This window comes from Vibrio sp. Vb0349 (genome assembly GCF_033338975.1).
In genome coordinates this window covers 20,976-42,081 of the sequence record NZ_JAWOTS010000021.1, presented here as the reverse complement: position 1 = coordinate 42,081, position 21,106 = coordinate 20,976, and the positions used below count along the sequence as shown (strand labels likewise).

Sequence of the window (21,106 nt, the reverse complement as noted above, 5' to 3'; positions counted from 1 at the left end):
TTTTATTCAGTGCTCTTTTTGTATCTTATCTTTTATGCAGTTAGGCTGCGTTTGGTGTTTGATTAAACCCACTGCCCCGCAACAAAGCCGCTCGACCAGCACCACTGAAAATTGTAGCCCCCTAGCCAACCAGTCACATCCATCACTTCACCAATAAAATAAAGCCCTTTAATGTCTTTGCATTCCATGGTTTTCGAGGATAAGTGATCAGTATCGACACCGCCGAGTGTCACTTCCGCGGTTCGGTAGCCTTCAGTGCCATTCGGGGCGATATCCCAATGCTCTAGACGCTCCACAATCGCCGCAAGCTCCTTTTGATTGAACTGTTTTAGCGGTTTATCGACTAGCTCTTTACGTTCAATTAAGACTTCAACCAGACGCTTAGGCAGCACTTTGGCAAGCGTATTCTTGAGTGACTGATTTGGATGCTTCTCACGACTGCGTTCTAATAACTCAGCAACATCATCGTTTGGCACAAGATTGATCAACACCTTTTGTCCGGCTCGCCAGAATGAAGAAATCTGTAACACTGCTGGACCAGATAACCCACGATGTGTGAACAACAGGGCTTCTTTGAACATGGTGCCATCTTCAGCCGTAATTTCCGCAGGTACCGCGATACCAGATAACTCAGCAAAGTCTTCTTTGTCTTCTTTATGCAGAGTAAATGGTACAAGCCCTGCCGTGGTTGGGATAACTCGAAGACCAAATTGTTCCGCGACTTTATAACCAAATGGTGTCGCTCCCAGTTTTGGCATCGACAAGCCACCTGTTGCGATAACTAAAGACTCACATTCGACAATCTCAGTACCAGCATGCAAACGAAAGCCTTCATCAATTTTTTCAATCGAATGAACATCGCATTGGTAACGCTGCTCGATGTTCGGCATGTCACACTCAGCTAACAACATCTTCACGATATCTTTGGCCGTAAATGCATCGACACAAAACAACTGGCCGTGATCACGCTCTTCGAACTCAATGCCATGTTTACACACCATCGAGATAAAATCCCAGTTAGTGTATTGGGAGAGCGCCGACTTAACAAAGTGCGGGTTTTGACACAAATAGTGATTAGCTGAAACGTCGTAGTTAGTGAAGTTACAACGACCACCGCCCGAGATAAGGATTTTACGTCCTGGCTTTTTAGCATGATCGAGCACCAAAACACGGCGGCCTCGCTTGCCTGCTTCTGCAGCACACATTAAACCTGCTGCGCCTGCGCCAATTACAACAACATCAAATTTCTTACTCATCGGTAGCTCTTAGACTGATTGGTATCGAATCAAAATAAAAAAGGATGTGCACATTGCACATCCTTGCTTTCTAGGCGCGACATTCTACCGACAAATACCGAAAGGGAAAAGCGCTTAAACTCTAAGCGCTCTGTATGTCCGTAAAATCTCAGACAGAACAACTATCTAGATTATTGACTCTTAGAGAATGAAGGCTGCAAGTAGCGTCACGCCGAGCAACGCGGTCGATAGAACAAACAATTCACGCACTCTTTCACACTTACCAGTAAAAATTTCATCGTGGTGATGATGATATTCTTTACTTTTAATGTAGTGATACAACCTCACCTGCTTGGTGACATTTCCATGAGTGGTAAAAAAACCATTACCATCAACTTGCTGATATAACAGCGGATGCGCTTCACGCATGATATAAATTAGAGAACGAAGAGCGGTGAGATACCGGATCATATTAACTCCAGTTACCACCATTAGCGCAAATAAGATTGTGTCTCCACTGATCATCTTTTCCTCCCTACATCTTCAACAATGCTCAAGAGAAAAAGACGACCAAGACTTCGTCTTTACCCGCTACTTACAACGTCCCAAAACGCGTTTACGCAGCTGGAGCATCCATGATTGAAGATGAACCTTCTTTCGCCATTTGTGCTAGATCTTTGTCGATGAAGAACAACGCTTTACCGTCTTCACCTACCAGTTCGATCTTATCTAAAATCCCTTTAAACAACTTCTCTTCTTCGTGCTGTTCTGACACGTACCACTGTAGGAAGTTAAACGTTGAGTAGTCTTGGCTAGTAAATGCAACGTGCGCCAGTTTGTTGATTTTTTCCGTGATCATTTGCTCATGTTCAAATGTCTCGCGGAAAACGTCACCTAGGCTCGCAAAGTCATGCTTTGGCGCATCAATAGCGCCTAAGATTGGCATTGAGCCAGTTTCACTCACGTAAGTGAATAGGCGTTGCATGTGCTCCATTTCTTCTACGGCGTGAGCGCGTAAAAATTCAGCCGCACCTTCAAAACCTTTGTCTTCACACCAAGCACTCATTTGTAAGTATAGATTGGATGAGAAAAATTCTAGGTTAATTTGCTCATTCAATTGTTCGACCATAGTTTGAGACAGCATGTTAACTCCTATTATTGTGCATGCAATATACCCAAGTAACCTCGAAATAAATGACGCTGCGAGAATAGCTTGGTCTGGCAGACACGGCGAAGTTTCACTTCAACTCTAGTCAGTAACACTACGCTTATTTCAGCATATCAAAGTCACTTGGGTATAACGCCACTATAACATGATTACTGAGACAAGACTTTGTACCTACGGCACCGATATGAGATCACTTCAGCAAATTTTTTTTGGGGTTGGTGCTAATCTAAAACTATGACCTTACAAGGAGATAGCAATATGAGTTACAAACACATACTTGTGGCAGTCGACCTTTCAGACGACAGTAAAGTGTTGATTAAGAAAGCCGTATCACTGGCTAAACCTCTGGATGCGAAAGTCTCTTTTATTCACATCGACGTGAACTACGCAGAACTCTACACCGGGCTTATCGATATCAATATGGCAGAAGCGCAACATCAAGCAATGGAAGCATCGCGCACACAATTGGCAAACTTCGCAGAATATGCGCAATACCCAATTGCCCATACTTTAGTCGGTAGTGGCGATTTGAGTAATGAGCTGTGCGATACCATTCAAGACTACAGCATTGATTTGGTGGTTTGTGGTCATCACCAAGATTTCTGGAGCAAGATTCTATCTTCGACTCGACAGCTGATTAACTGCTCACCAGTCGATATGCTGGTCGTACCGCTAAAAGACTGATTGGCGCAACGATAAAACTTGGTTAGACTGCGGGCACATTTGTTGTTGATAAAGATTCTCATCCATGGCTTATCTATCCGCAGTTACCCTACTTTGGGCATTCTCATTTAGCCTGATCGGCGTTTACCTCGCCGGTCAGGTTGATTCTTGGTTCTCGGTGTTCATGCGCGTGGCACTGGCGAGTTTGGTTTTCATTCCCTTTTTGAAATTCCGTGGCGTTAGCAAATCCCTAATCGCGAAACTGATGACCGTCGGTGGCTTCCAGCTCGGCTTGATGTATTGCTTCTACTACCAATCTTTTTTGCTCCTTTCCGTGCCAGAAGTATTGCTGTTCACCGTATTCACACCCATTTACGTCACGCTAATCTATGACTTCTTGAAAGGTCGCTTTTCACCTTGGTACTTAGTTACCGCTGCAATAGCCGTATTTGGTGCCGCCTGGATTAAATTTGCAGGCATTAATGAAGATTTCCTACTGGGCTTTTTGGTCGTACAAGGAGCAAACCTCTGCTTTGCCATCGGTCAGGTGGGCTACAAATATATCATGGAGAGTGAACCCGTCGATTTGCCACAACACACCGTGTTTGGCTACTTCTACTTAGGTGCACTTTGTGTAGCAACCGTGGCTTTCGCGCTCATGGGTAACCTCGACAAACTACCCACCACTACAACGCAATGGGGCATTCTGACATACCTTGGGTTGATTGCTTCTGGTTTTGGTTACTTTGCTTGGAACAAAGGCGCGACTATGGTGAACGCAGGCGCACTGGCAGTAATGAACAATGCATTGGTTCCGGCGGGCTTGATTGTAAACATTGTGATTTGGAACCGCGATGTTGATGTCATGCGACTCGCCATTGGCGGTGCGATCATCATGCTATCCCTATGGATTAACGAAACCTGGGTGAAAAAGCGCGTAGAGATGAGTTACGCCAATAAGTAACGCGGCTAATCCTATAAACATTTCGACAATAAAAAACGCTCTCCGACTGGAGAGCGTTTTTTGTTTGATTAATGCACTTTGGCTTGTGAGATTGCGCTCATCAAAGCATTAGGTGGCGTTGGCAGCAACACTTCTAGTTTCGCATTGCGCGCTTCAAGCTTGCGCTGACGCTTAAGTAACTTTTGTTGTTTTTTCGCCACTTTTAGCAACTTCTTTTGCTGCTTATAGTGCTTTTTCAGTGTTTTTTTCGCTTTCTTGAGCGATTTTTTATCCGCTAAATCAAACCATACTAGTGCGTCGGCTCTTACTGGCTCCGGAGATTTTTCGGCTTGTTTTTTCTCTTTCACACGCTCAACAACACGCTTCACAATCGCGGCTTTTTCGTTGCTTTGTTTAGTGGTCACTGGAATCGCTTGTGATGGCAGAGCTTCAACCAATAAGCCACATGCTTGTTGCTCACTCAATGGCTTGTCTTGGCATTTTTGTGGAGGAATTGCGGCTGGCTTACAAAGGGTATCTTTGGCCGATGAAGAGCGTGCGCAAGAACGACAAACGAATTTTGGTGCGACAACTAAACGATGGATATCACCAAGTTCTGCCGCGATCTGTTTGCGACTCATTTTACATAAACGTTTAGCCATTCTACTACTCCAGCTTCCCAGTTATCGACCGCATCACAACAAGTGAAATAATAATAATTCTTAGTTAGATATACAGTCAGGGAAGGGAATTAGCAAGAGAAAACTATCAATATAGACGAGGAAAGAGAGGCTGAGTCACAGCACGATACACCGTACTGTGACAAGAAAAGTTGAGCCGTCAGGAAGTTATGCCATCGATGCTTTAACATAGACATCGAAGCGATTTTTTTTCGTTTCAATCGCCATGGTCGGTTTTTTCTCGTTCAGCCAGTTAGCATAATCTGGGCGTTTAACTACTACACGCTTTGTGGCTAACGCCATGGCTGGTTCTAGTAGGCCATCGGCGTCCAAATCAGCGCCAACCAACGATTGGAAAACGCGCATTTCTTTTTTCACGAGCGCCGACTTCTTTTTATTTTCTGGGTGCGGATACATCGGGTCAAGATACACCACATCTGGCTGGACAAAGTCTTTATCTTGCGCCAATTGTTCCAGCGCATCATGGCTAGAGGCATGGATTAGCGACATGCGCTCAGATACCCAGGTGCCGATTTCTGGGTCTTGTTTCGCTCGATCCAAGCCATCATCTAACAAAGCCGCTACGACTGGATGACGCTCGACCATCTGCACTTTACAACCTAGCGAGGCGAGCACAAACGCATCACGACCAAGACCTGCCGTGCCGTCTAACACGGTTGGCGTTGCCCCTTTGTTCAACCCCGCCGCTTTCGCAATTGCTTGGCCTTTACCACCACCGAACTTGCGACGATGACCTACCGCACCACCAATCAAATCCACAAAGATTGCACCCAGCTTTGGCTCATCCACTTTACGTAGCTCCAAACGCTCGGTGGTTAGCACCAAAGCAAAATCGCTATCGTCAGTGTGTGAAAGCTGCCAACGCGCAGCGAGTTCATCAAGATGAGATTGTTGAGACGGGTTTTCACAGATCAATTGCAGTTGCAAAAGGAGGCTCCAATAAAAATCGAGGTAACTGGCGCTGAGTGTATACCTAAGTTACCTATTAATGCTAGGTTGAGCTTGCTACGCAGAGGTTATACAGCCGTCAGTTGCTCCACTAGCTCAGAAAGCGGCTTAGGATGGCCAATACCGTAGCCTTGGCCGTAGTCCACACCGAGGTCTATCAAATGCTGCATGACCTGGTCATTTTCGACAAACTCCGCCACCGTCACTTTGCCGAGCTGTTTCGCCAAGTCATTGATTGAACGAACCATCACGCGGTCCATTTCATTTACGTTGATATCTTGCACGAAAAGACCATCAATTTTCACGATATCGACAGGAAGTTTCTTTAAGTAACCAAATGAAGACAATCCAGATCCGAAATCATCCAATGCAATCATGCAACCCAAAGCCTTTAGCTTGGTAAACAGCTCAATGGCTTGATCCAGATTACTCATCGCTGCTGTCTCGGTGATTTCTAAGCAGATTTTTTCACACGGCAGAGTCGAACTTTCCAATCGATCCAATAAGAAATCAATAAACTCTTGATTCCCCATAGATTGACCTGAAAGGTTTATCGAACAGCGACCAAGCTGTTCAACCACCTCAGGACGCTGTTCAAACCACTCTAGCGTTTGAGTAATAACCTGCTTATCAATCCAATGGGCAATGTTGTAGCGCTCGGAAGCAGGGATAAACAGCGCAGGAGAAACATAATCACCGTACCCATTGCGAATACGCACCAAAATCTCAAAATACATTTGAGTCTCGTGCTTTTGTAAGCTTTTTATCGGTTGAGCAAACAGTTCTAAACGTTGATTCGACAATGCCTCATGCACCAAATTGACGCTCTGCATTTCCATCTGACGACGCTGCAACTCTTCGTTATCTAAGCTGAATAGATTATAGCGGTTACGGCCTTGCTCTTTAGCGGCGTGACAAGCAGAGTCTGCTTGAGCGTGCACCATTTGTGGCGTATCAGCGGTATGATCGATGATACGGATACCAATTGAGCAACTGATGAACAGGCGTGTGTCTTCCCAAATAAAGAGGTGTTCGCTTAGTGTCGAGATGATCAGTTTGGCAATATTGATGGCGCCATATTCGTCACAGTCTTTGAGTAACACCGCAAACTCATCGCCTCCCATTCGAGCCAAGATGGAATTGTACGGCAGAACGCCTTCCAGCATACTTGCGCAGAATTGAATCGCCGCATCACCTGCATCATGCCCAACCGTATCATTGAGGACTTTTAGTTGATCTAAGTCGAGGTACAACATGGCGTGGACTCGACGATGGCTGTCCACTTCGCACAGTGCGGTCTTAAGCTCTAGTTCAAAGTGGTTTCTGTTGTAAGTCCCCGTCAGTAAGTCATAGCGAGCTTGGTATTCCAATTTCTCGGAAAGCAGTTTGGTTTCGGTAATATCTTCGCCCACAATCAGCAGTTGCTCAGATTCACTCAGCGGACGAATATTCTCGCGCACCCAAACACGATGACCATTTGCATGACGATACTCGACTTCACGTCGCCAAACACCATGCACTTGCTGGTTGGGTTGCAATAACACTTGGCGAGGGAACAGCACTTTGTCATCAAAATAGAACTCCCTCAGGCGATGTCCGAGCATGTCCATCGGTTTGTAGCCAAGAAGTAGTTGAGCAAATCGATTCACTTCTTGAATTCGGTTATTACTATCAAGCGTCACCATCATCACGGGCTGCTGCTCGTAATAGTTGCGTAGGGTTGACTCACGTTGGTAGAGCTTGTCCTCCATCAATTTACGACTGGTAATATCGCGCGCTTCAAACAAGTATTGCTTATGATTCCCTACTTGCTGAGAAAAAGGCTTGAGCGAAACTTCTAACACCAATGCGCCGTGTTCTTTACTCCAAATTTCAGCTTCAAACGTCGACACTTGATGGTGAGGCGCGTGGAAATACTCCTCAAGTAACGCTTGTGCTTTTTCACTCCAGTTGGGGTGAAACCAAAGTGGTCGGTCTAAACGCAGTCCTTGGTGATAAAGTAAGGATTGAAGGTGATCGTTGCCCGATTTAAGCACACCGTTGGCATCCAAAATGCCCATATACTGCATGCTCTGATCGAAAATCGATTCTAGAATAGCCTGGCTTTCTCGCGCAGCGCTCTCACTGCGACGCATCCGCTGTAAATAATAACCCATCAGCAAAATGACCACCGACATCACCACAAACAGACTACCAAACAGGCGAATTTCCTTGGCAAAACGTTCAGAAAGCTTCATTGGCTTATTAAAAAATACCGCAGAAACCTCTTGTTCAGCCCCCAATCCCCAACGCGCTACCGCTTGGTAATCGAGCTTTATTTCAGAATCACTTTTTTTCACCTCAGGCAGAGGCTGATCAGGGTTATCCAAAACGAATTCAAGCATCTCTGCACTCTCAATACCATGCCGATAACCACTTTGAATAACCCCTCCAACTGCGCCATGACCCAAACCAATGTCATGCACCATAAACAGCGGCGCGTTTGAGACTTTGTTGACACCAACCCAGTCACGCTCGCTGCCAACCATACCTTGTTTATCTCGGTAATAGGTCCAAAACAAGACGACTTTATCGGAACTCAGTTTTGCGACTTGTTGTTTTAGATCGATGATGCTGTCTGGGACAACTTGTACGATTTTGTCTCGATATTGCGGGAACTTGAGGACAAAATTGTCGATTTGATAACGCAACACCTCACCGGTCACCGAATGGTCACTGACGATGAGAACTTGTGTGTAGTTCGGATGTAAGCGCTCAATAAGAGCGAGATTCGCTTCCAAATCGACATCTTCCATGACTCCGGTTGCATTCAGAGAACGATGTAAAGAAGGATGGTAGTTATTAATGCCGTTAAATATAACTGGGGTGTCTTTGATGATTGGGGCTAAACGCTGCATGAGTTCAAGTGCATTGTTATCGCTCACTAAAATGGCATCGAATCGCTCTTTGCGTAATTTTGTAAGATACAAGGATTTTAGTTGCGCAAAAAACTGCTCACTCTGGTTACGTTTCGAGTCTAGATAGAGCACACGCATGTCCAGCGCTCGATCGCCCAGCTGTTGCTCGATGCCTCGCTGTATGGAGTCCGTCCAGAAAAAACCCTGATGATAGGAGTGCACGACCAACACCTTCGGATCTGAGGCCGTAGCAAACGCGCTCCAACATAGCGCGGCAATAACCAGAAAACGCTGCACATTATCTCCATAGCTCGGAGTTAACCCGCAGTTACTCCTGCCAAACCTTGTGAATCCTATCCGCTATGAGTATAAAAGGGAGGTAAAACTCTATCCCTAACGGAAATCATAGTATGAATGCGAGCCTGCCGAAACTCGACGACCTTGACCGCGCAATATTAAAAACACTGATGGCTGACGCCAGAACGCCCTACGCAGAAATGGCAAAGCAGTTCGATGTCAGCCCTGCCACTATCCATGTGCGTATCGAGAAGATGAAGTCGGCTGACATCATCGAAGGAACGGAGGTGATCATCAATACCAAAAAGCTTGGCTACGATGTGTGCTGCTTTATTGGTATTAACCTCAATGCAGCTCGTGATTACCACTCCGCGTTAGAAAAACTCAACGCGCTCGACGAAGTCGTTGAAGCTTACTACACCACGGGCGCGTATAACATATTCGTCAAATTGATGTGCAAATCGATTGAAGAGCTGCAATTTGTACTGATCGACAAGCTGCAAGCCATTGATGAGGTTCAGTCCACAGAGACATTGATATCGTTGCAGAACCCGATCAACCGCAACGTAAATCCGTAAAATTTTTTATAAAAAATGTACAAAAAAGGCCAACTGAACGGTTGGCCTTGATGTTTTTTGCTCAATTTACGCCGCAATACCCGAATGGCGCAACAGTGCATCGATTTGTGGCTCGCGGCCACGGAAGCGCTTGAACAGCTCCATTGGCTCTTCACTGCCCCCCATTTCTAGAATGTTGTTCAGGAAGCTTAGGCCCGTCTCTTTGTTGAAGATGCCTTCTTCTTCAAAGCGAGAATACGCGTCTGACGACAGTACTTCAGCCCATAGGTAGCTGTAGTAACCCGCACTGTAGCCACCAGCAAAAATATGGCCGAAGCTGTGTGAGAAACGCGCCCACTCAACCGCAGGAACTACCGCGACTTTCTCTTTCACTTTCGCCAGAGTTTCCAGTACACGCGCACCCACTTCAGGGTCATATTCGGTGTGAAGCGTGAAGTCGAACAAGCCGAATTCTAGCTGACGCAAAATACCCATCGCAGATTGGAAGTTTTTCGCTGCGAGCATTTTGTCTAGCATCGCTTTAGGTAGCGGCTCACCTGTCTCATAGTGACCAGAAATGAACGCCAGCGCATCCTCTTCCCAACACCAGTTTTCTAGGAACTGACTTGGTAGCTCAACCGCATCCCAAGGCACGCCATTAATACCTGAAACAGCACCTGTATCAACTTGCGTCAACATGTGGTGGATTCCATGACCAAACTCATGGAATAGCGTCACGACTTCATCGTGCGTGAACAGTGCTGGTTTGTCGCCCACTGGACGGTTGAAGTTACACGTTAGATACGCAACCGGCGTTTGCAGCTCGCCAGATAGCGTAACGCGACGACCACGACAATCATCCATCCACGCGCCGCCACGTTTGTGTTCACGAGCGTAGAGATCTAGGTAGAAACTGCCACGGAGTGTGCCTTCAGCATCAAAGATATCGAAAAAGCGCACGGACTCATGCCAAGTGTCTACGCCTTCGCGCTCAGTAACGGTCATGCCAAACACGCGGTTTAGCACTTCAAACAGACCGCTCACGACTTTTGACTCTGGGAAGTATGGGCGCAGTTCTTCATCCGAAATTTGGAACAGGTGCTGCTTTTGTTTCTCGCTGTAGTAAGCGATATCCCAAACGTTCAGCTCTTCAACACCAAACTCACTTTTCGCAAACTGACGTAACTCTTCGACTTCACGTTCACCTTGCGGTTTCGCTCGTGTCGCTAGGTCATTCAGGAAGCCCAGCACTTGATCCGGCGTTTCAGCCATCTTTGTTGCTAACGACTTTTCACTGTAAGTATTGAAACCTAGCATACGTGAAATTTCATGGCGCAGTTTTAGCTGCTCAGTAATGATTTCTGAGTTATCCCATTTGCCTGCGTTTGGACCTCGATCAGAAGCGCGCGTCACGTACGCTTCGTACACTTCTTTACGCAACTCTTGGTTATCGCAGTACGTCATGACAGGTAGGTAAGATGGGATATCTAGCGTAATTAGGTAACCATCTAACTCTTTTGCTTCTGCGGCAGCTTTCGCTGCTGCCAGCGCCGATTCTGGCATACCTGCTAGGTCTTTCTCGTCTGTGATGTGCTTGGTCCAACCCATGGTGGCATCCAGCACATTGTTAGAGAATTTAGAGCTCAGCTCAGACATACGTTTGCTGATCTCGCCGTAACGGTGCTGCTCATCGGATGGCAAACCAATGCCTGATAACTCGAAATCACGCAGTGCATCAGTGATGGTTTTCTGCTGGGCACGAGTTAACGTTGCAAATTCTTCGCTCGCTTTGATGGTTTTGTACGCTTCGTACAACCCTTTGTGCTGACCAACCCAAGTGCCGTACTCTGACAAAATTGGTAGGCAACTTTCGTAAGCTTCACGTAGCTCTTCGCTGTTCACTACCGAGTTCATGTGACCCACTGGCGACCAGATGCGGCTTAAGCGATCATCCGCTTCTTCAATTGGCGCAATCACACTGTCCCAAGTTGGGTGAGCGTTGTCTTGTAGAACTTCATCGATTTTTGCTCGGCAGTCAGCAATCGCTTGCTCAACGGCAGGCTTGATGTGTTCTGGTTTAATTTGAGAAAACGGAGGTAGGTCCGTAAACGTCAGAAGAGGATTAGACATGAATAATTCCTTTTGTGTTTTGACTCTGTGATTGCCTGTCTATTTTGTGTAGATAGGCCAACTCAATGTACAGACGAGCCAGCAACATGGATTGGGGGAGCTCCGTTCCCTTTCTCTATGCCGCGATGACCATCATATAGTCAACCAGCGCTACTCTGTCCTTGAGTCTTGTTATACCTAAATGAAATTTCACACCCTTTTGAGTGCGAGAAACTCACCTAGTTCAATTCGATTACCAATAGTAAGTGTGGGTGACTTAAAGAAATTTCAATAGCGTCCCCTTATCAGAGGAACAGATTTGATTGGAAGTTCTACATCTTTAAGTTACTTGAGTATAATACCGCCATAGAGTGAAAATCACAGACCACACTCAACCAAAGAGTGTTTCGAGAGTTTAATTTGTTAAGTTACCGCCACAGCTTCCACGCTGGCAACCATGCCGACGTGGTCAAACACATCGTTCAAAGCCTCATTCTTGATGCGCTGAAACAAAAAGATAAGCCATTCGTTTATCACGATACCCACTCGGGTGTGGGCCGTTACGATCTGACTCACGAATGGTCTGAAAAAACGGGCGAATACAAACAAGGCATCGCACGTATTTGGGATAACCCAAGCATTCCCGAAGACATCAAAAGCTACATCGATGCCATTAAAGTGCTCAACAATGGCGAGAAGCTGCGTTACTACCCAGGCTCACCACGTGTGGCGCGCGCGCAAATCCGCCCACAAGATCGCATGGTGCTGACCGAGTTGCACCCGGCCGATCATCCATTGTTAGAGCAAGAATTCCATCGTGATCGCCAAGTGAGCATCTTCAAAGAAGACGGATTCCAACGCCTCAAAGCAAGCTTACCGCCACAAGAACGTCGTGGTTTGGTGCTGATTGACCCACCATACGAACTCGCGAAAGAGTACCGCGATGTGGTGCGAGCGATTCATCAGAGCCATAAACGTTGGGCAACCGGTATCTACGCGATTTGGTACCCAGTGGTAAACCGTCACGACATCGAAGATATGATCGAAGGCTTGGAAGCACTGGGCATTCGTAAAATTCTGCAAATCGAGTTAGGTGTTGCACCAGATACCAACGAGCGCGGCATGACGGCATCCGGCATGATTGTGATTAACCCGCCATGGAAACTGGAAAGCCAGATGAAAGAGATTCTGCCATTCCTGCAAGACGCGATAGCACCAGCAACTGGCCACTGGAAAGTGGACTGGATTGTGCCAGAGTAAGCACTTCAGTACCGATATCTTCAAGCGCAACGATATTCTCGTTGCGCTTTTTTATGCTCTCACCTTTTCCCTCCAATCGTGCTTATTCTTCTTTTTGTGCCTCTCATCGCTATTTGTCATAAGTATTGTCGCTTTTTCCCATTTAGGAATTAGTCGAATTCGATTTATGATAGTGGGATAACGGTGGCATTGAGTTCGGGCAAGGTCATCCCAATCTATCTATGTACCAGATAAAATTTATAAGCTCTTGGAGAAAGTAATGGCGACTCATTTTGACTATATCTGTATCGGTGGCGGCAGTGGCGGCATCGCATCTGCAAACCGTGCGGCGATGTACGGCGCGAAAGTTGCGCTAATCGAAGCTCAAGACCTTGGCGGTACCTGTGTCAACGTAGGTTGTGTACCGAAAAAAGTGATGTGGCATGGCGCGCAAATCGCAGAAGCAATGAACCTGTACGCAGAAGATTACGGTTTTGATGTCGACGTGAAAGGTTTCGACTGGAGCAAACTGGTTGAGAGCCGTCAGGCGTACATTGGTCGTATTCACCAATCTTACGATCGCGTTCTTGGCAACAATAAAGTAAGCGTGATTAAAGGCTTTGCTAAGTTTGTTGACGAAAAAACTGTCGAAGTAAACGGTGAACACTACACAGCAGATCACATCCTGATCGCGGTTGGTGGTCGTCCTACTATTCCAAACATTCCAGGCGCTGAATACGGCATCGATTCAAACGGCTTCTTCGACCTAGCAGAGCAACCAAAACGCGTTGCGGTTGTTGGCGCAGGCTACATCGCAGTTGAAATTGCTGGCGTACTGCACGCGCTAGGTACAGAAACGCACCTGTTCGTACGTAAAGAGTCACCACTACGTAGCTTCGATCCAATGATCATCGATACATTGGTTGAAGTGATGGACGCAGAAGGTCCAAAACTGCACACCCACTCTGTACCAAAAGAAGTGGTAAAAGAAGCCGATGGCAGCCTAACTCTGCACCTAGAAAACGGTGAAAGCCAAAACGTTGACCAACTGATTTGGGCAATCGGTCGTCACCCAGCGACAGACGCAATCAACCTAGCGTCAACTGGTGTTGCAACGAACGAAAAAGGTTACATTAAGGTAGACGAATACCAAGAAACCAACGTGAAAGGCATCTACTGTGTGGGTGACATCATGGAAGGCGGTATCGAGCTAACACCAGTAGCAGTGAAAGCGGGTCGTCAACTTTCTGAGCGTTTGTTCAACAACAAACCAAACGCGAAGATGGACTACGATTTGGTACCAACTGTGGTATTTAGCCACCCACCAATCGGCACTATCGGTCTTACAACGCAAGAAGCAGAAGAGAAGTACGGCAAAGACAACATCAAAGTCTACACATCTGGCTTTACGGCGATGTACACCGCTGTTACTAAGCACCGTCAACCATGTAAGATGAAGCTTGTATGTGCGGGCGAAGAAGAAACGGTTGTTGGCCTACACGGCATCGGTTTCACGGTAGATGAAATGATCCAAGGCTTCGGCGTAGCAATGAAGATGGGCGCAACCAAAGCAGACTTCGACTCTGTTGTGGCTATCCACCCAACGGGCTCTGAAGAGTTCGTAACGATGCGTTAATTACGCGCTAATCGCATTGCTGATTTCAGTGAATCATTTGAAAAGGTCATCTTAGGATGACCTTTTTTTGTTATCCCATGCTTAACTCGCATTTTCCAATAACGTGCGAATAAACTCGGCTTTAATAGCACTCTCCTGCTTACCATCATGAATCAGACACAAGTCTGCACGCAGTGACTCTTTCAGCTTGATAAAACGAATCCCATGCCAATGATGCTGAGAAAACGTCGACGGCACCAACGTCACGGTATTGCTGTTTGCCACATACGCCATCAAAGTGCTTGGCTCCACCACTTGTTTGCCAATATGGGGTGAAAAGCCTTCTTGCAGACAGGCATTGATGATGAAGTTTGCCGAGGCAGAATTCGCCAAACTCATAAACGCAAACTCACACGCCTTTAAATCTTGGAGCCGCAGCAAAGATTTGCTGGCTAACTCATGTTGCTCCGACACCGCCACCACAAACACATCTTTGCCCAAAGACACCGACTGATACGGATAAATGTTGAGTGCATCGGCAAAACGTACAATGCCCACGTCGATTTTCTTCTCACTCAGATGCTTCTTTTGCGTCTCTGGGTTAAGGTCAAAAATGTCGGCGTGATAAGTGCTATGCTCAGCATGGAAGCGCTGTAACAAACGATCAAATCCGCCCCAAAATGCACTACTTACCACACCAACTCGCAAGATATTTCTCTGGTTCAAACCCACTTGCTGCACTTGATTGAGTGAGACATCCAAGGTCTGAAAAATCAGTTGGCATTTGGACTCCAACAATCGCCCGGCCTCCGTCAGCATGACGTTTCTTGAATCACGCTCAAACAGTTTGACGTTAAGCACTTCTTCCAACTCTTTGATGCGATTGCTCAACGGCGAATTGGTGATATTAAGGTTCTCGGCGGCCTTAGTGAAATGCTTGGTTTGTGCGACCTCGTAAAAGTAACGCAGCATCTTCAGCGTCACGCGCTCAAATGGTTCTGACTTCATGCATTGAGTCCTAGCGAGTTTCATTATCCTCTTTTTAAGGATGATAGTAGAGAATAAAGCAAAGATAACCAGCGCAGAAAGTCACACAATGGAATCAACACACAACCAGAAGGTGACTAACATGAATCACGATCCAGTAATCGACGCGCTACAAACCATTCGCGAACGCAAACCAAACTTCCAACCTAAAGCGGCGTTTATTTTAGGCTCTGGCTTAGGCGTATTGGCAGACGAGCTACAAGACAAAGTGGTCATTCCATACGAAGAGCTCGAAGGCTTTCCGGTTAGCACCGTGCAAGGACACTCTGGTGAGTTGGTAATTGGCACCATGGACGGCGTAGACGTAGTGTGCATGAAAGGTCGCGGTCACTACTACGAACACGGCTCAATGAAGGTCATGACAACGCCCGTGCGCACCTTTAAAAAGCTGGGCTGTGAGTTTCTGCTCGTCACCAACGCGGCAGGCTCCCTTCGCCCTGAGCGTATTGATGTCGGTTCTCTGGTGGTATTTCATGACCACATCAACACCATGCCTGAATCGCCAATGATCGGTCCGAATGATGAAGAGTACGGCCCGAGGTTCTTCAGCCTCGCCAATGCGTACGACAAAGACCTGCGCGCAGAAGCGTTTGAAGTAGGCAAAGCCAATGGCATTCACCTGAATGAAGGTGTGTTTGTCTCTTACACGGGCCCCAACTTTGAGACCGCAGCCGAAATCCGCATGATGCAAATCATCGGTGGTGACGTAGTGGGCATGTCGGTCGTGCCAGAAGTGATTTCTGCGGCGCATTGCGGCTTACCCGTATTGGCAGTATGTGCGATCACCAACATGGCAGAAGGCTTGGGAGATGTAGAATTGTCTCACGCCCAAACATTGAAGTGCGCGAAGCTAGCCGAAGCAGATTTCATTCGCTTTATTAAGCGCTTTATGAAGCATCACTTCTAAAACCGTTTCATTCCCAAAAGCAAAAGGGTCATCAAGTAACTTGATGACCCTTTTTCGTATCACGTTTTCTAACGTTCGGGGGTATTTCGGAGCCGTTTGTGCGTTTTACTTAACTGCGCGAACCAATTCAGCAATGCCTTCCCAATCGCCGTTGTCCATCATTGCGGTTGGCACCATCCACGTACCGCCACAAGCTACAACCGATTTCAGCGCTAGGTAATCTTCCACGTTGGATGGGCTCACGCCACCTGTTGGCATGAATTCCACTGGGTAAACCGCCGTGAGTGCTTTCAGCATGTTTACGCCGCCTGATGGCTCAGCAGGGAAGAACTTCAACGTACGCAGACCCATTTCCATCGCTTGCTCAACCAAGCTTGGGTTGTTTACACCCGGTACGATAGTCACACCACGTTGCTGACAGTATTTCACTGTGGTTGGGTTGAAGCCTGGGCTAACGATAAAGTCCACGCCCGCTTCGATCGCGATATCCACTTGTTCTGTGGTCAGAACGGTGCCCGCGCCAATCAACAATTCTGGGTACGCTTCACGCATGATGCGAATCGCCTCCGCCGCCGCTTCGGTGCGGAATGTCACTTCCGCACATGGTAAACCGTTTTCTACCAACACTTTTGCCAGTGGCAGAGCGTGTGCTACGTCGTTGATTGCGATAACTGGGACGATTTTGATATCTCTTAATCGTTGTTCAAGTGTTGTCATGGGGAACCTCTAAAGAATAAAGCTTAATGTTGCGACGATAATAAACGCGATACCGCCAAGTAACGTTTCCATTACCGTCCAAGTTTTTAATGTGGTTTTCTCATCCATCTCAAGCAAACGAGATACCAACCAGAAACCAGAGTCATTGAAGTGAGACAGTACCGTTGCACCACCCGCAATCGCGATTACGATAAAGCAAAGGTCGAGTTCACTCAAACCTGTTGATGCAGCCACAACTGGCGCGATAAGAGCTGCCGTAGTGGTGAGCGCTACCGTTGCCGAGCCTTGAGCAACACGCAGACAGGTTGAAATAACAAACGCCGCCACAATCACAGGCATACCTGTATCTGTAAGAACGTCAGCCAGTGCATCACCGATACCACTTGAACGCAGTACGCCGCCAAACATGCCACCTGCACCCGTTACTAGGATAACACCACAGATAGGAGCCAATGACTCACCACATAATTTTTCTAGTTTTGCCATGCCGTAGTCTTTGGCAAACACAGCCAGACAGACAATCAAAGTGATCAGCAACGCAACTGGGGTTTTACCTAGCATGCGTAGGAACTCAACCAGTGCCGTTTTGCCATCAATCACACCCGCAACCGCCAGTGTGTTCAATACCGTATCCAAACAGATTAGCAGGACTGGCAGCACAAGGATGGTCATAACCGTGCCAAATTTTGGTGCGTTGCGCTCATCCACCATTGCTTCGCCATTAAAGAAGGCTTTAGATAGTGGGATATCGAATTTTTTGCCCGCGTACAAACCAAATAGGTAAGCGCCAAGGTACCAAGTTGGAATAGCAACCAAAATACCCACCACCAATAGCAGACCGATGTTTGCGCCAAGGAATTCTGCCGCTGCAACCGGACCTGGGTGTGGTGGAACAAACGCGTGCATAACCGCAAAAGCACCAGCTGCAGGCAACGCGTATTTAATTGGTGAGCCACCAAAACGAGCCGCCACACTTAGGATGATTGGCATCATCACTACAAGGCCAGCATCGAAGAAGATTGGGAAGCCAAACAGTAATGAAGCGACGCCCAAAGCAAATGGTGCGCGCTCTTTACCAAAGCGACCAATCAAAGTGTCTGCCAGCACTTTCGCACCGCCAGTCACTTCAAGAATTTTACCGATCATCGCACCGAGACCAACCAGCAATGCCACGGAAGCCAGCGTGCCGCCGAAGCCGCCCATCATGGTCGATACGACTTTCTCTGAAGGAACGCCAGTGGCGATTGCCGTACCTAAACTCACCATAGTAAGGGAAGCAAAAGCATGGACTTTCAGTTTAATGATCAGAACGAGTAACGCTGCAATGGCAAGGCCTGCAATCGTCAGTAGGAACGTAGGATCTGGGGCTTGGGTTAATTGCTCCATAGGTTCACCTTTAAGAATTATTGTTTGTGTTATGGTTCACATTTATTTCAGTTACCGGTAACATGTTACCGATAACATGAATAAGATAAACCCATATTTTAAAGTGAATTCAAAAATTGAGATCACGCGCAAATTTGGTTATGAGGATAAGTTATGGCTGGTAGTAGTGTCATCGTTATGGGCGTTTGTGCTAGTGGTAAAAGCACAATTGGTGAGCATCTAGCGAAAAAGCTAGGGCGTAAATTCATTGATGGTGATGATCTTCATCCACGAGCGAACATTCAGAAAATGGCTTCGGGCCAGCCTCTGAACGATGATGATCGCAAGCCATGGCTAGAACGCATTCGTGATGCGGCGTACAGCCTAGAAAGCAAAAACGAACACGGCATTATTGTCTGTTCAGCACTGAAAAAGATTTACCGCGATCAGATCCGCGAAGGCAACAACAACGTGACCTTCTTGTTCCTTGATGGCGATATGGAGTTGATCCTTAATCGCATGCGTATGCGCAAAGGCCACTTCATGAAAGAAAACATGGTGAAGAGCCAATTCGAGACACTAGAGCGCCCAGACAACGAGCCTCAAACTCTGATCGTCAGTATCGACGGAGACATCAGCGACGTGGTGGAACGCTCTGCCGCTGAGCTAATCAAAATGCAAGCGATCGAGGTGGCGTAATGACTCACTCTGTTGTTCTTGAGGTCACACAGCGTTTGACCGAGCGCAGCCGTGAAGCGCGCGCTGCGTTTCTTGCTCGCACCGAAGTGCAAGCAGAAGCGGGCAAAGGCCGCGTTGGTTTATCTTGTGGTAACTTAGCCCATGCAGTCGCCGCTTCTTGCTCTTCTGAAAAGAAAAATATTCTCGATTTTACTCATGCCAATGTCGCGCTGATCAGCGCCTACAACGACATGTTGAGCGCCCACCAGCCGTACCAAGACTACCCAGCACAAATCAAAAAAGTGCTGGCGGACTACGGCCATACAGCGCAAGTCGCAGGTTGTGTGCCAGCGATGTGCGATGGGGTGACTCAAGGTCAAGCAGGCATGGATATGTCACTGTTTTCGCGTGACTTAATTGCGCAATCAACGGCGTTGTCTTTGAGTCACAATGTCTTTGATGCCACATTACTGCTTGGCATCTGTGACAAAATCGCACCGGGGCAACTGATGGGCGCGCTGTCTTACGCACACCTACCAACGGCGTTTGTGCCAGCGGGTCTGATGGCAACAGGCATCAGCAACGAAGAGAAAGTCGACGTGCGCCAAAAATACGCAGCGGGAGAAGTCGGCAAAGACGCTCTGCTGGATATGGAGTGTCGCGCTTACCACTCTGCGGGGACGTGTACGTTTTACGGCACCGCCAACACCAACCAGTTGGTGTTCGAAGCCATGGGCTTGATGCTGCCAGGTTCGGCATTCATTCATCCCCATACCCAACTGCGTAAAGCGTTAACCAATCACTCGGCTCTGAAAATCGCCTCAATGACGGCGGGTTCTGCACACTTCCGTCCGCTGGCCGAGGTGGTCACAGAAAAGAGCTTGGTCAACGGCATCATCGCTCTACTTGCATCTGGCGGCAGCACCAATCACACCATTCATATGATCGCCGTGGCGCGTGCTGCTGGCATCTTGCTCACCTGGCAAGACATCAGCGATCTGTCGGATGTGGTTCCTTTGTTAGCTCGCGTTTACCCGAACGGCCCAGCCGATATGAACGCGTTCCAAGACGCGGGGGGCGTGCCCGCGTTATTGCACCGCTTGAACCAATCCGAGCTTTTGCATCGCGATGTGAAACCCGTGTTTGGTGAATTTGAAGACCAAATGACGCTGCCGAGCCTTGTCGATGGCCAACTGACTTGGACGCCGTGCCAAGGCAGCCAAGACGGTGACGTGATCGCCAAACCAGACGCCACTTTCCAAAACACCGGCGGCACTCGCGTACTTCACGGTAACTTGGGCAAAGCCGTGGTGAAAGTGTCTGCGGTGAAAGAAGAGCAACGCGTGATTGTGGCACCAGCGACCGTATTCCAATGCCAACACGAAGTGGAGGCCGCGTACAAACGTGGCGAGCTGAACAAAGACTGCATCGTTGTGGTCACACACAACGGCCCAGCGGCAAACGGCATGCCTGAACTGCACAAACTGATGCCCATTTTAGGTAACGTGCAAAAAGCGGGCTTTAAAGTGGCGCTGGTTACTGACGGTCGTTTATCTGGTGCATCCGGTAAAATTCCGTCTGCGATTCATGTTTCTCCAGAAGCCATTCGTGGTGGCGCGATTGGTTTGGTGCGCAACGGTGATTTGATTCGTCTGGATTGCCAAACGGGCGAACTGAACAACTTAAGCGATACCACTGGACGCGAGTTGATTCATTTCGATACCGAATCGACCCAACAAACTTGGGGACGAGGCTTGTTTAGCGTGATCCGCCAAAACGTATCGAGTGCAGAAGAAGGCGCAAGCTTTATTGTTTAAGGCGAGAAGAAAGACCTCGTCATTCCGACGAGCCCAAGCAAGATCAGGAATTTAATATCAACGTGCTGTGAAGCCAGAGAAAACTCCTCTGCCACAGCACTTTTTGTTGGTAGATTCTGAATCACGCTCGTCCCTCGCTGTTCAGAATGACGAGTTTTTGAGATTGGCCACCGCTCTTTCTAAAACGAATGAATCCGTCATTC

The 21,106-nt window shown here is 47.5% G+C and carries 18 protein-coding genes; 8 read left to right on the top strand and 10 right to left on the bottom strand.

Annotated elements, in window-relative coordinates:
- Positions 1–62: 62 nt before the first annotated feature.
- The 3 genes from R7Q47_RS18405 to ftnA form a co-directional block, all read right to left on the bottom strand.
- The gene (locus R7Q47_RS18405) at positions 63–1,256 is read right to left on the bottom strand and encodes an NAD(P)/FAD-dependent oxidoreductase (RefSeq protein ID WP_005382944.1); all 1,194 of its coding nucleotides are present in this window, start codon (positions 1,254–1,256) and stop codon (positions 63–65) included.
- 180 nt (positions 1,257–1,436) lie between these two features.
- The gene (gene uspB, locus R7Q47_RS18400; protein ID WP_005382937.1) at positions 1,437–1,760 is read right to left on the bottom strand and encodes a universal stress protein UspB; all 324 of its coding nucleotides are present in this window, start codon (positions 1,758–1,760) and stop codon (positions 1,437–1,439) included.
- A 91-nt stretch (positions 1,761–1,851) separates the two neighbouring features.
- A complete protein-coding gene (gene ftnA / locus R7Q47_RS18395; RefSeq protein ID WP_005379167.1) occupies positions 1,852–2,379 on the bottom strand; it encodes a non-heme ferritin in 528 nt (175 codons plus the stop codon).
- A gap of 282 nt (positions 2,380–2,661) precedes the next feature.
- Between ftnA and uspA the strand changes: the two genes are divergently transcribed.
- Positions 2,662–3,087 carry a universal stress protein UspA gene (gene uspA, locus R7Q47_RS18390; protein WP_005379165.1) on the top strand — a complete coding sequence of 142 codons (426 nt, stop codon included), beginning with the start codon at positions 2,662–2,664 and terminating at the stop codon, positions 3,085–3,087.
- A 64-nt stretch (positions 3,088–3,151) separates the two neighbouring features.
- Positions 3,152–4,030: a carboxylate/amino acid/amine transporter gene (locus R7Q47_RS18385; protein WP_025768287.1), complete on the top strand. Its 879-nt coding sequence runs from the start codon at positions 3,152–3,154 to the stop codon at positions 4,028–4,030.
- Between the two features lie 68 nt (positions 4,031–4,098).
- Here the strand turns inward: R7Q47_RS18385 and R7Q47_RS18380 are convergent, their stop codons facing one another.
- From R7Q47_RS18380 to R7Q47_RS18370, 3 genes are all read right to left on the bottom strand, one after another.
- Positions 4,099–4,671 (bottom strand): hypothetical protein, encoded by a 573-nt coding sequence (locus R7Q47_RS18380; protein ID WP_154204928.1) that lies wholly within the window; start codon positions 4,669–4,671, stop codon positions 4,099–4,101.
- A gap of 186 nt (positions 4,672–4,857) precedes the next feature.
- Positions 4,858–5,637, bottom strand: coding sequence for a class I SAM-dependent methyltransferase (locus tag R7Q47_RS18375; protein ID WP_005379162.1), 780 nt, complete (start codon positions 5,635–5,637; stop codon positions 4,858–4,860).
- Positions 5,638–5,726: 89 nt separating this feature from the next.
- Positions 5,727–8,852, bottom strand: a complete 3,126-nt coding sequence (locus tag R7Q47_RS18370; RefSeq protein WP_167415566.1) for an EAL domain-containing protein — start codon at positions 8,850–8,852, stop codon at positions 5,727–5,729.
- 113 nt (positions 8,853–8,965) lie between these two features.
- On the opposite strand from R7Q47_RS18370, the gene asnC reads away from it, so the two are divergent.
- Positions 8,966–9,430, top strand: coding sequence for a transcriptional regulator AsnC (gene asnC, locus R7Q47_RS18365; RefSeq protein ID WP_005389595.1), 465 nt, complete (start codon positions 8,966–8,968; stop codon positions 9,428–9,430).
- Positions 9,431–9,496: 66 nt separating this feature from the next.
- Here the strand turns inward: asnC and prlC are convergent, their stop codons facing one another.
- Entirely contained in the window at positions 9,497–11,539 is a 2,043-nt protein-coding gene (gene prlC, locus R7Q47_RS18360) for an oligopeptidase A (RefSeq protein WP_017635033.1), read from the bottom strand.
- Positions 11,540–11,938: 399 nt separating this feature from the next.
- Here prlC and R7Q47_RS18355 point away from each other — a divergent pair, with 399 nt between their 5' ends.
- Positions 11,939–12,778, top strand: coding sequence for a 23S rRNA (adenine(2030)-N(6))-methyltransferase RlmJ (locus tag R7Q47_RS18355; protein ID WP_005379158.1), 840 nt, complete (start codon positions 11,939–11,941; stop codon positions 12,776–12,778).
- Positions 12,779–13,037: 259 nt separating this feature from the next.
- Complete coding sequence (gorA, locus tag R7Q47_RS18350) at positions 13,038–14,393, top strand: glutathione-disulfide reductase (RefSeq protein ID WP_213963093.1); 1,356 nt, start codon at positions 13,038–13,040, stop codon at positions 14,391–14,393.
- Between the two features lie 81 nt (positions 14,394–14,474).
- On the opposite strand, the gene R7Q47_RS18345 is transcribed toward gorA, so the two are convergent.
- Positions 14,475–15,380 carry a LysR family transcriptional regulator gene (locus R7Q47_RS18345; protein ID WP_025622053.1) on the bottom strand — a complete coding sequence of 302 codons (906 nt, stop codon included), beginning with the start codon at positions 15,378–15,380 and terminating at the stop codon, positions 14,475–14,477.
- 121 nt (positions 15,381–15,501) lie between these two features.
- Between R7Q47_RS18345 and xapA the strand changes: the two genes are divergently transcribed.
- The gene (xapA, locus tag R7Q47_RS18340) at positions 15,502–16,326 is read left to right on the top strand and encodes a xanthosine phosphorylase (protein ID WP_064368884.1); all 825 of its coding nucleotides are present in this window, start codon (positions 15,502–15,504) and stop codon (positions 16,324–16,326) included.
- Positions 16,327–16,431: 105 nt separating this feature from the next.
- Here the strand turns inward: xapA and R7Q47_RS18335 are convergent, their stop codons facing one another.
- Positions 16,432–17,043, bottom strand: coding sequence for a bifunctional 4-hydroxy-2-oxoglutarate aldolase/2-dehydro-3-deoxy-phosphogluconate aldolase (locus R7Q47_RS18335; protein ID WP_318089304.1), 612 nt, complete (start codon positions 17,041–17,043; stop codon positions 16,432–16,434).
- Positions 17,044–17,052: 9 nt separating this feature from the next.
- Positions 17,053–18,429: a GntP family permease gene (locus R7Q47_RS18330; protein ID WP_012841240.1), complete on the bottom strand. Its 1,377-nt coding sequence runs from the start codon at positions 18,427–18,429 to the stop codon at positions 17,053–17,055.
- A 153-nt stretch (positions 18,430–18,582) separates the two neighbouring features.
- Here R7Q47_RS18330 and R7Q47_RS18325 point away from each other — a divergent pair, with 153 nt between their 5' ends.
- Together R7Q47_RS18325 and edd are read left to right on the top strand one after the other, a co-directional pair.
- Positions 18,583–19,107 carry a gluconokinase gene (locus tag R7Q47_RS18325; protein ID WP_053349770.1) on the top strand — a complete coding sequence of 175 codons (525 nt, stop codon included), beginning with the start codon at positions 18,583–18,585 and terminating at the stop codon, positions 19,105–19,107.
- A complete protein-coding gene (edd, locus tag R7Q47_RS18320) occupies positions 19,107–20,903 on the top strand; it encodes a phosphogluconate dehydratase (protein ID WP_222716758.1) in 1,797 nt (598 codons plus the stop codon). The genes R7Q47_RS18325 and edd overlap by 1 nt, the downstream gene beginning before the upstream one ends.
- Positions 20,904–21,106: the final 203 nt, after the last annotated feature.

Excerpts from the sequence above, each read along its gene's own strand:
- R7Q47_RS18405 (WP_005382944.1), bottom strand. The coding sequence starts at position 1,256 with ATGAGTAAGAAATTTGATGTTGTTGTAATTGGCGCAGGCGCAGCAGGT.
- uspB (WP_005382937.1), bottom strand. The coding sequence starts at position 1,760 with ATGATCAGTGGAGACACAATCTTATTTGCGCTAATGGTGGTAACTGGA.
- ftnA (WP_005379167.1), bottom strand. The coding sequence starts at position 2,379 with ATGCTGTCTCAAACTATGGTCGAACAATTGAATGAGCAAATTAACCTA.
- uspA (WP_005379165.1), top strand. The coding sequence starts at position 2,662 with ATGAGTTACAAACACATACTTGTGGCAGTCGACCTTTCAGACGACAGT.
- R7Q47_RS18385 (WP_025768287.1), top strand. The coding sequence starts at position 3,152 with ATGGCTTATCTATCCGCAGTTACCCTACTTTGGGCATTCTCATTTAGC.
- R7Q47_RS18380 (WP_154204928.1), bottom strand. The coding sequence starts at position 4,671 with ATGGCTAAACGTTTATGTAAAATGAGTCGCAAACAGATCGCGGCAGAA.
- asnC (WP_005389595.1), top strand. The coding sequence starts at position 8,966 with ATGAATGCGAGCCTGCCGAAACTCGACGACCTTGACCGCGCAATATTA.
- prlC (WP_017635033.1), bottom strand. The coding sequence starts at position 11,539 with ATGTCTAATCCTCTTCTGACGTTTACGGACCTACCTCCGTTTTCTCAA.
- gorA (WP_213963093.1), top strand. The coding sequence starts at position 13,038 with ATGGCGACTCATTTTGACTATATCTGTATCGGTGGCGGCAGTGGCGGC.
- R7Q47_RS18345 (WP_025622053.1), bottom strand. The coding sequence starts at position 15,380 with ATGAAGTCAGAACCATTTGAGCGCGTGACGCTGAAGATGCTGCGTTAC.
- xapA (WP_064368884.1), top strand. The coding sequence starts at position 15,502 with ATGAATCACGATCCAGTAATCGACGCGCTACAAACCATTCGCGAACGC.
- R7Q47_RS18335 (WP_318089304.1), bottom strand. The coding sequence starts at position 17,043 with ATGACAACACTTGAACAACGATTAAGAGATATCAAAATCGTCCCAGTT.
- R7Q47_RS18330 (WP_012841240.1), bottom strand. The coding sequence starts at position 18,429 with ATGGAGCAATTAACCCAAGCCCCAGATCCTACGTTCCTACTGACGATT.
- R7Q47_RS18325 (WP_053349770.1), top strand. The coding sequence starts at position 18,583 with ATGGCTGGTAGTAGTGTCATCGTTATGGGCGTTTGTGCTAGTGGTAAA.
- edd (WP_222716758.1), top strand. The coding sequence starts at position 19,107 with ATGACTCACTCTGTTGTTCTTGAGGTCACACAGCGTTTGACCGAGCGC.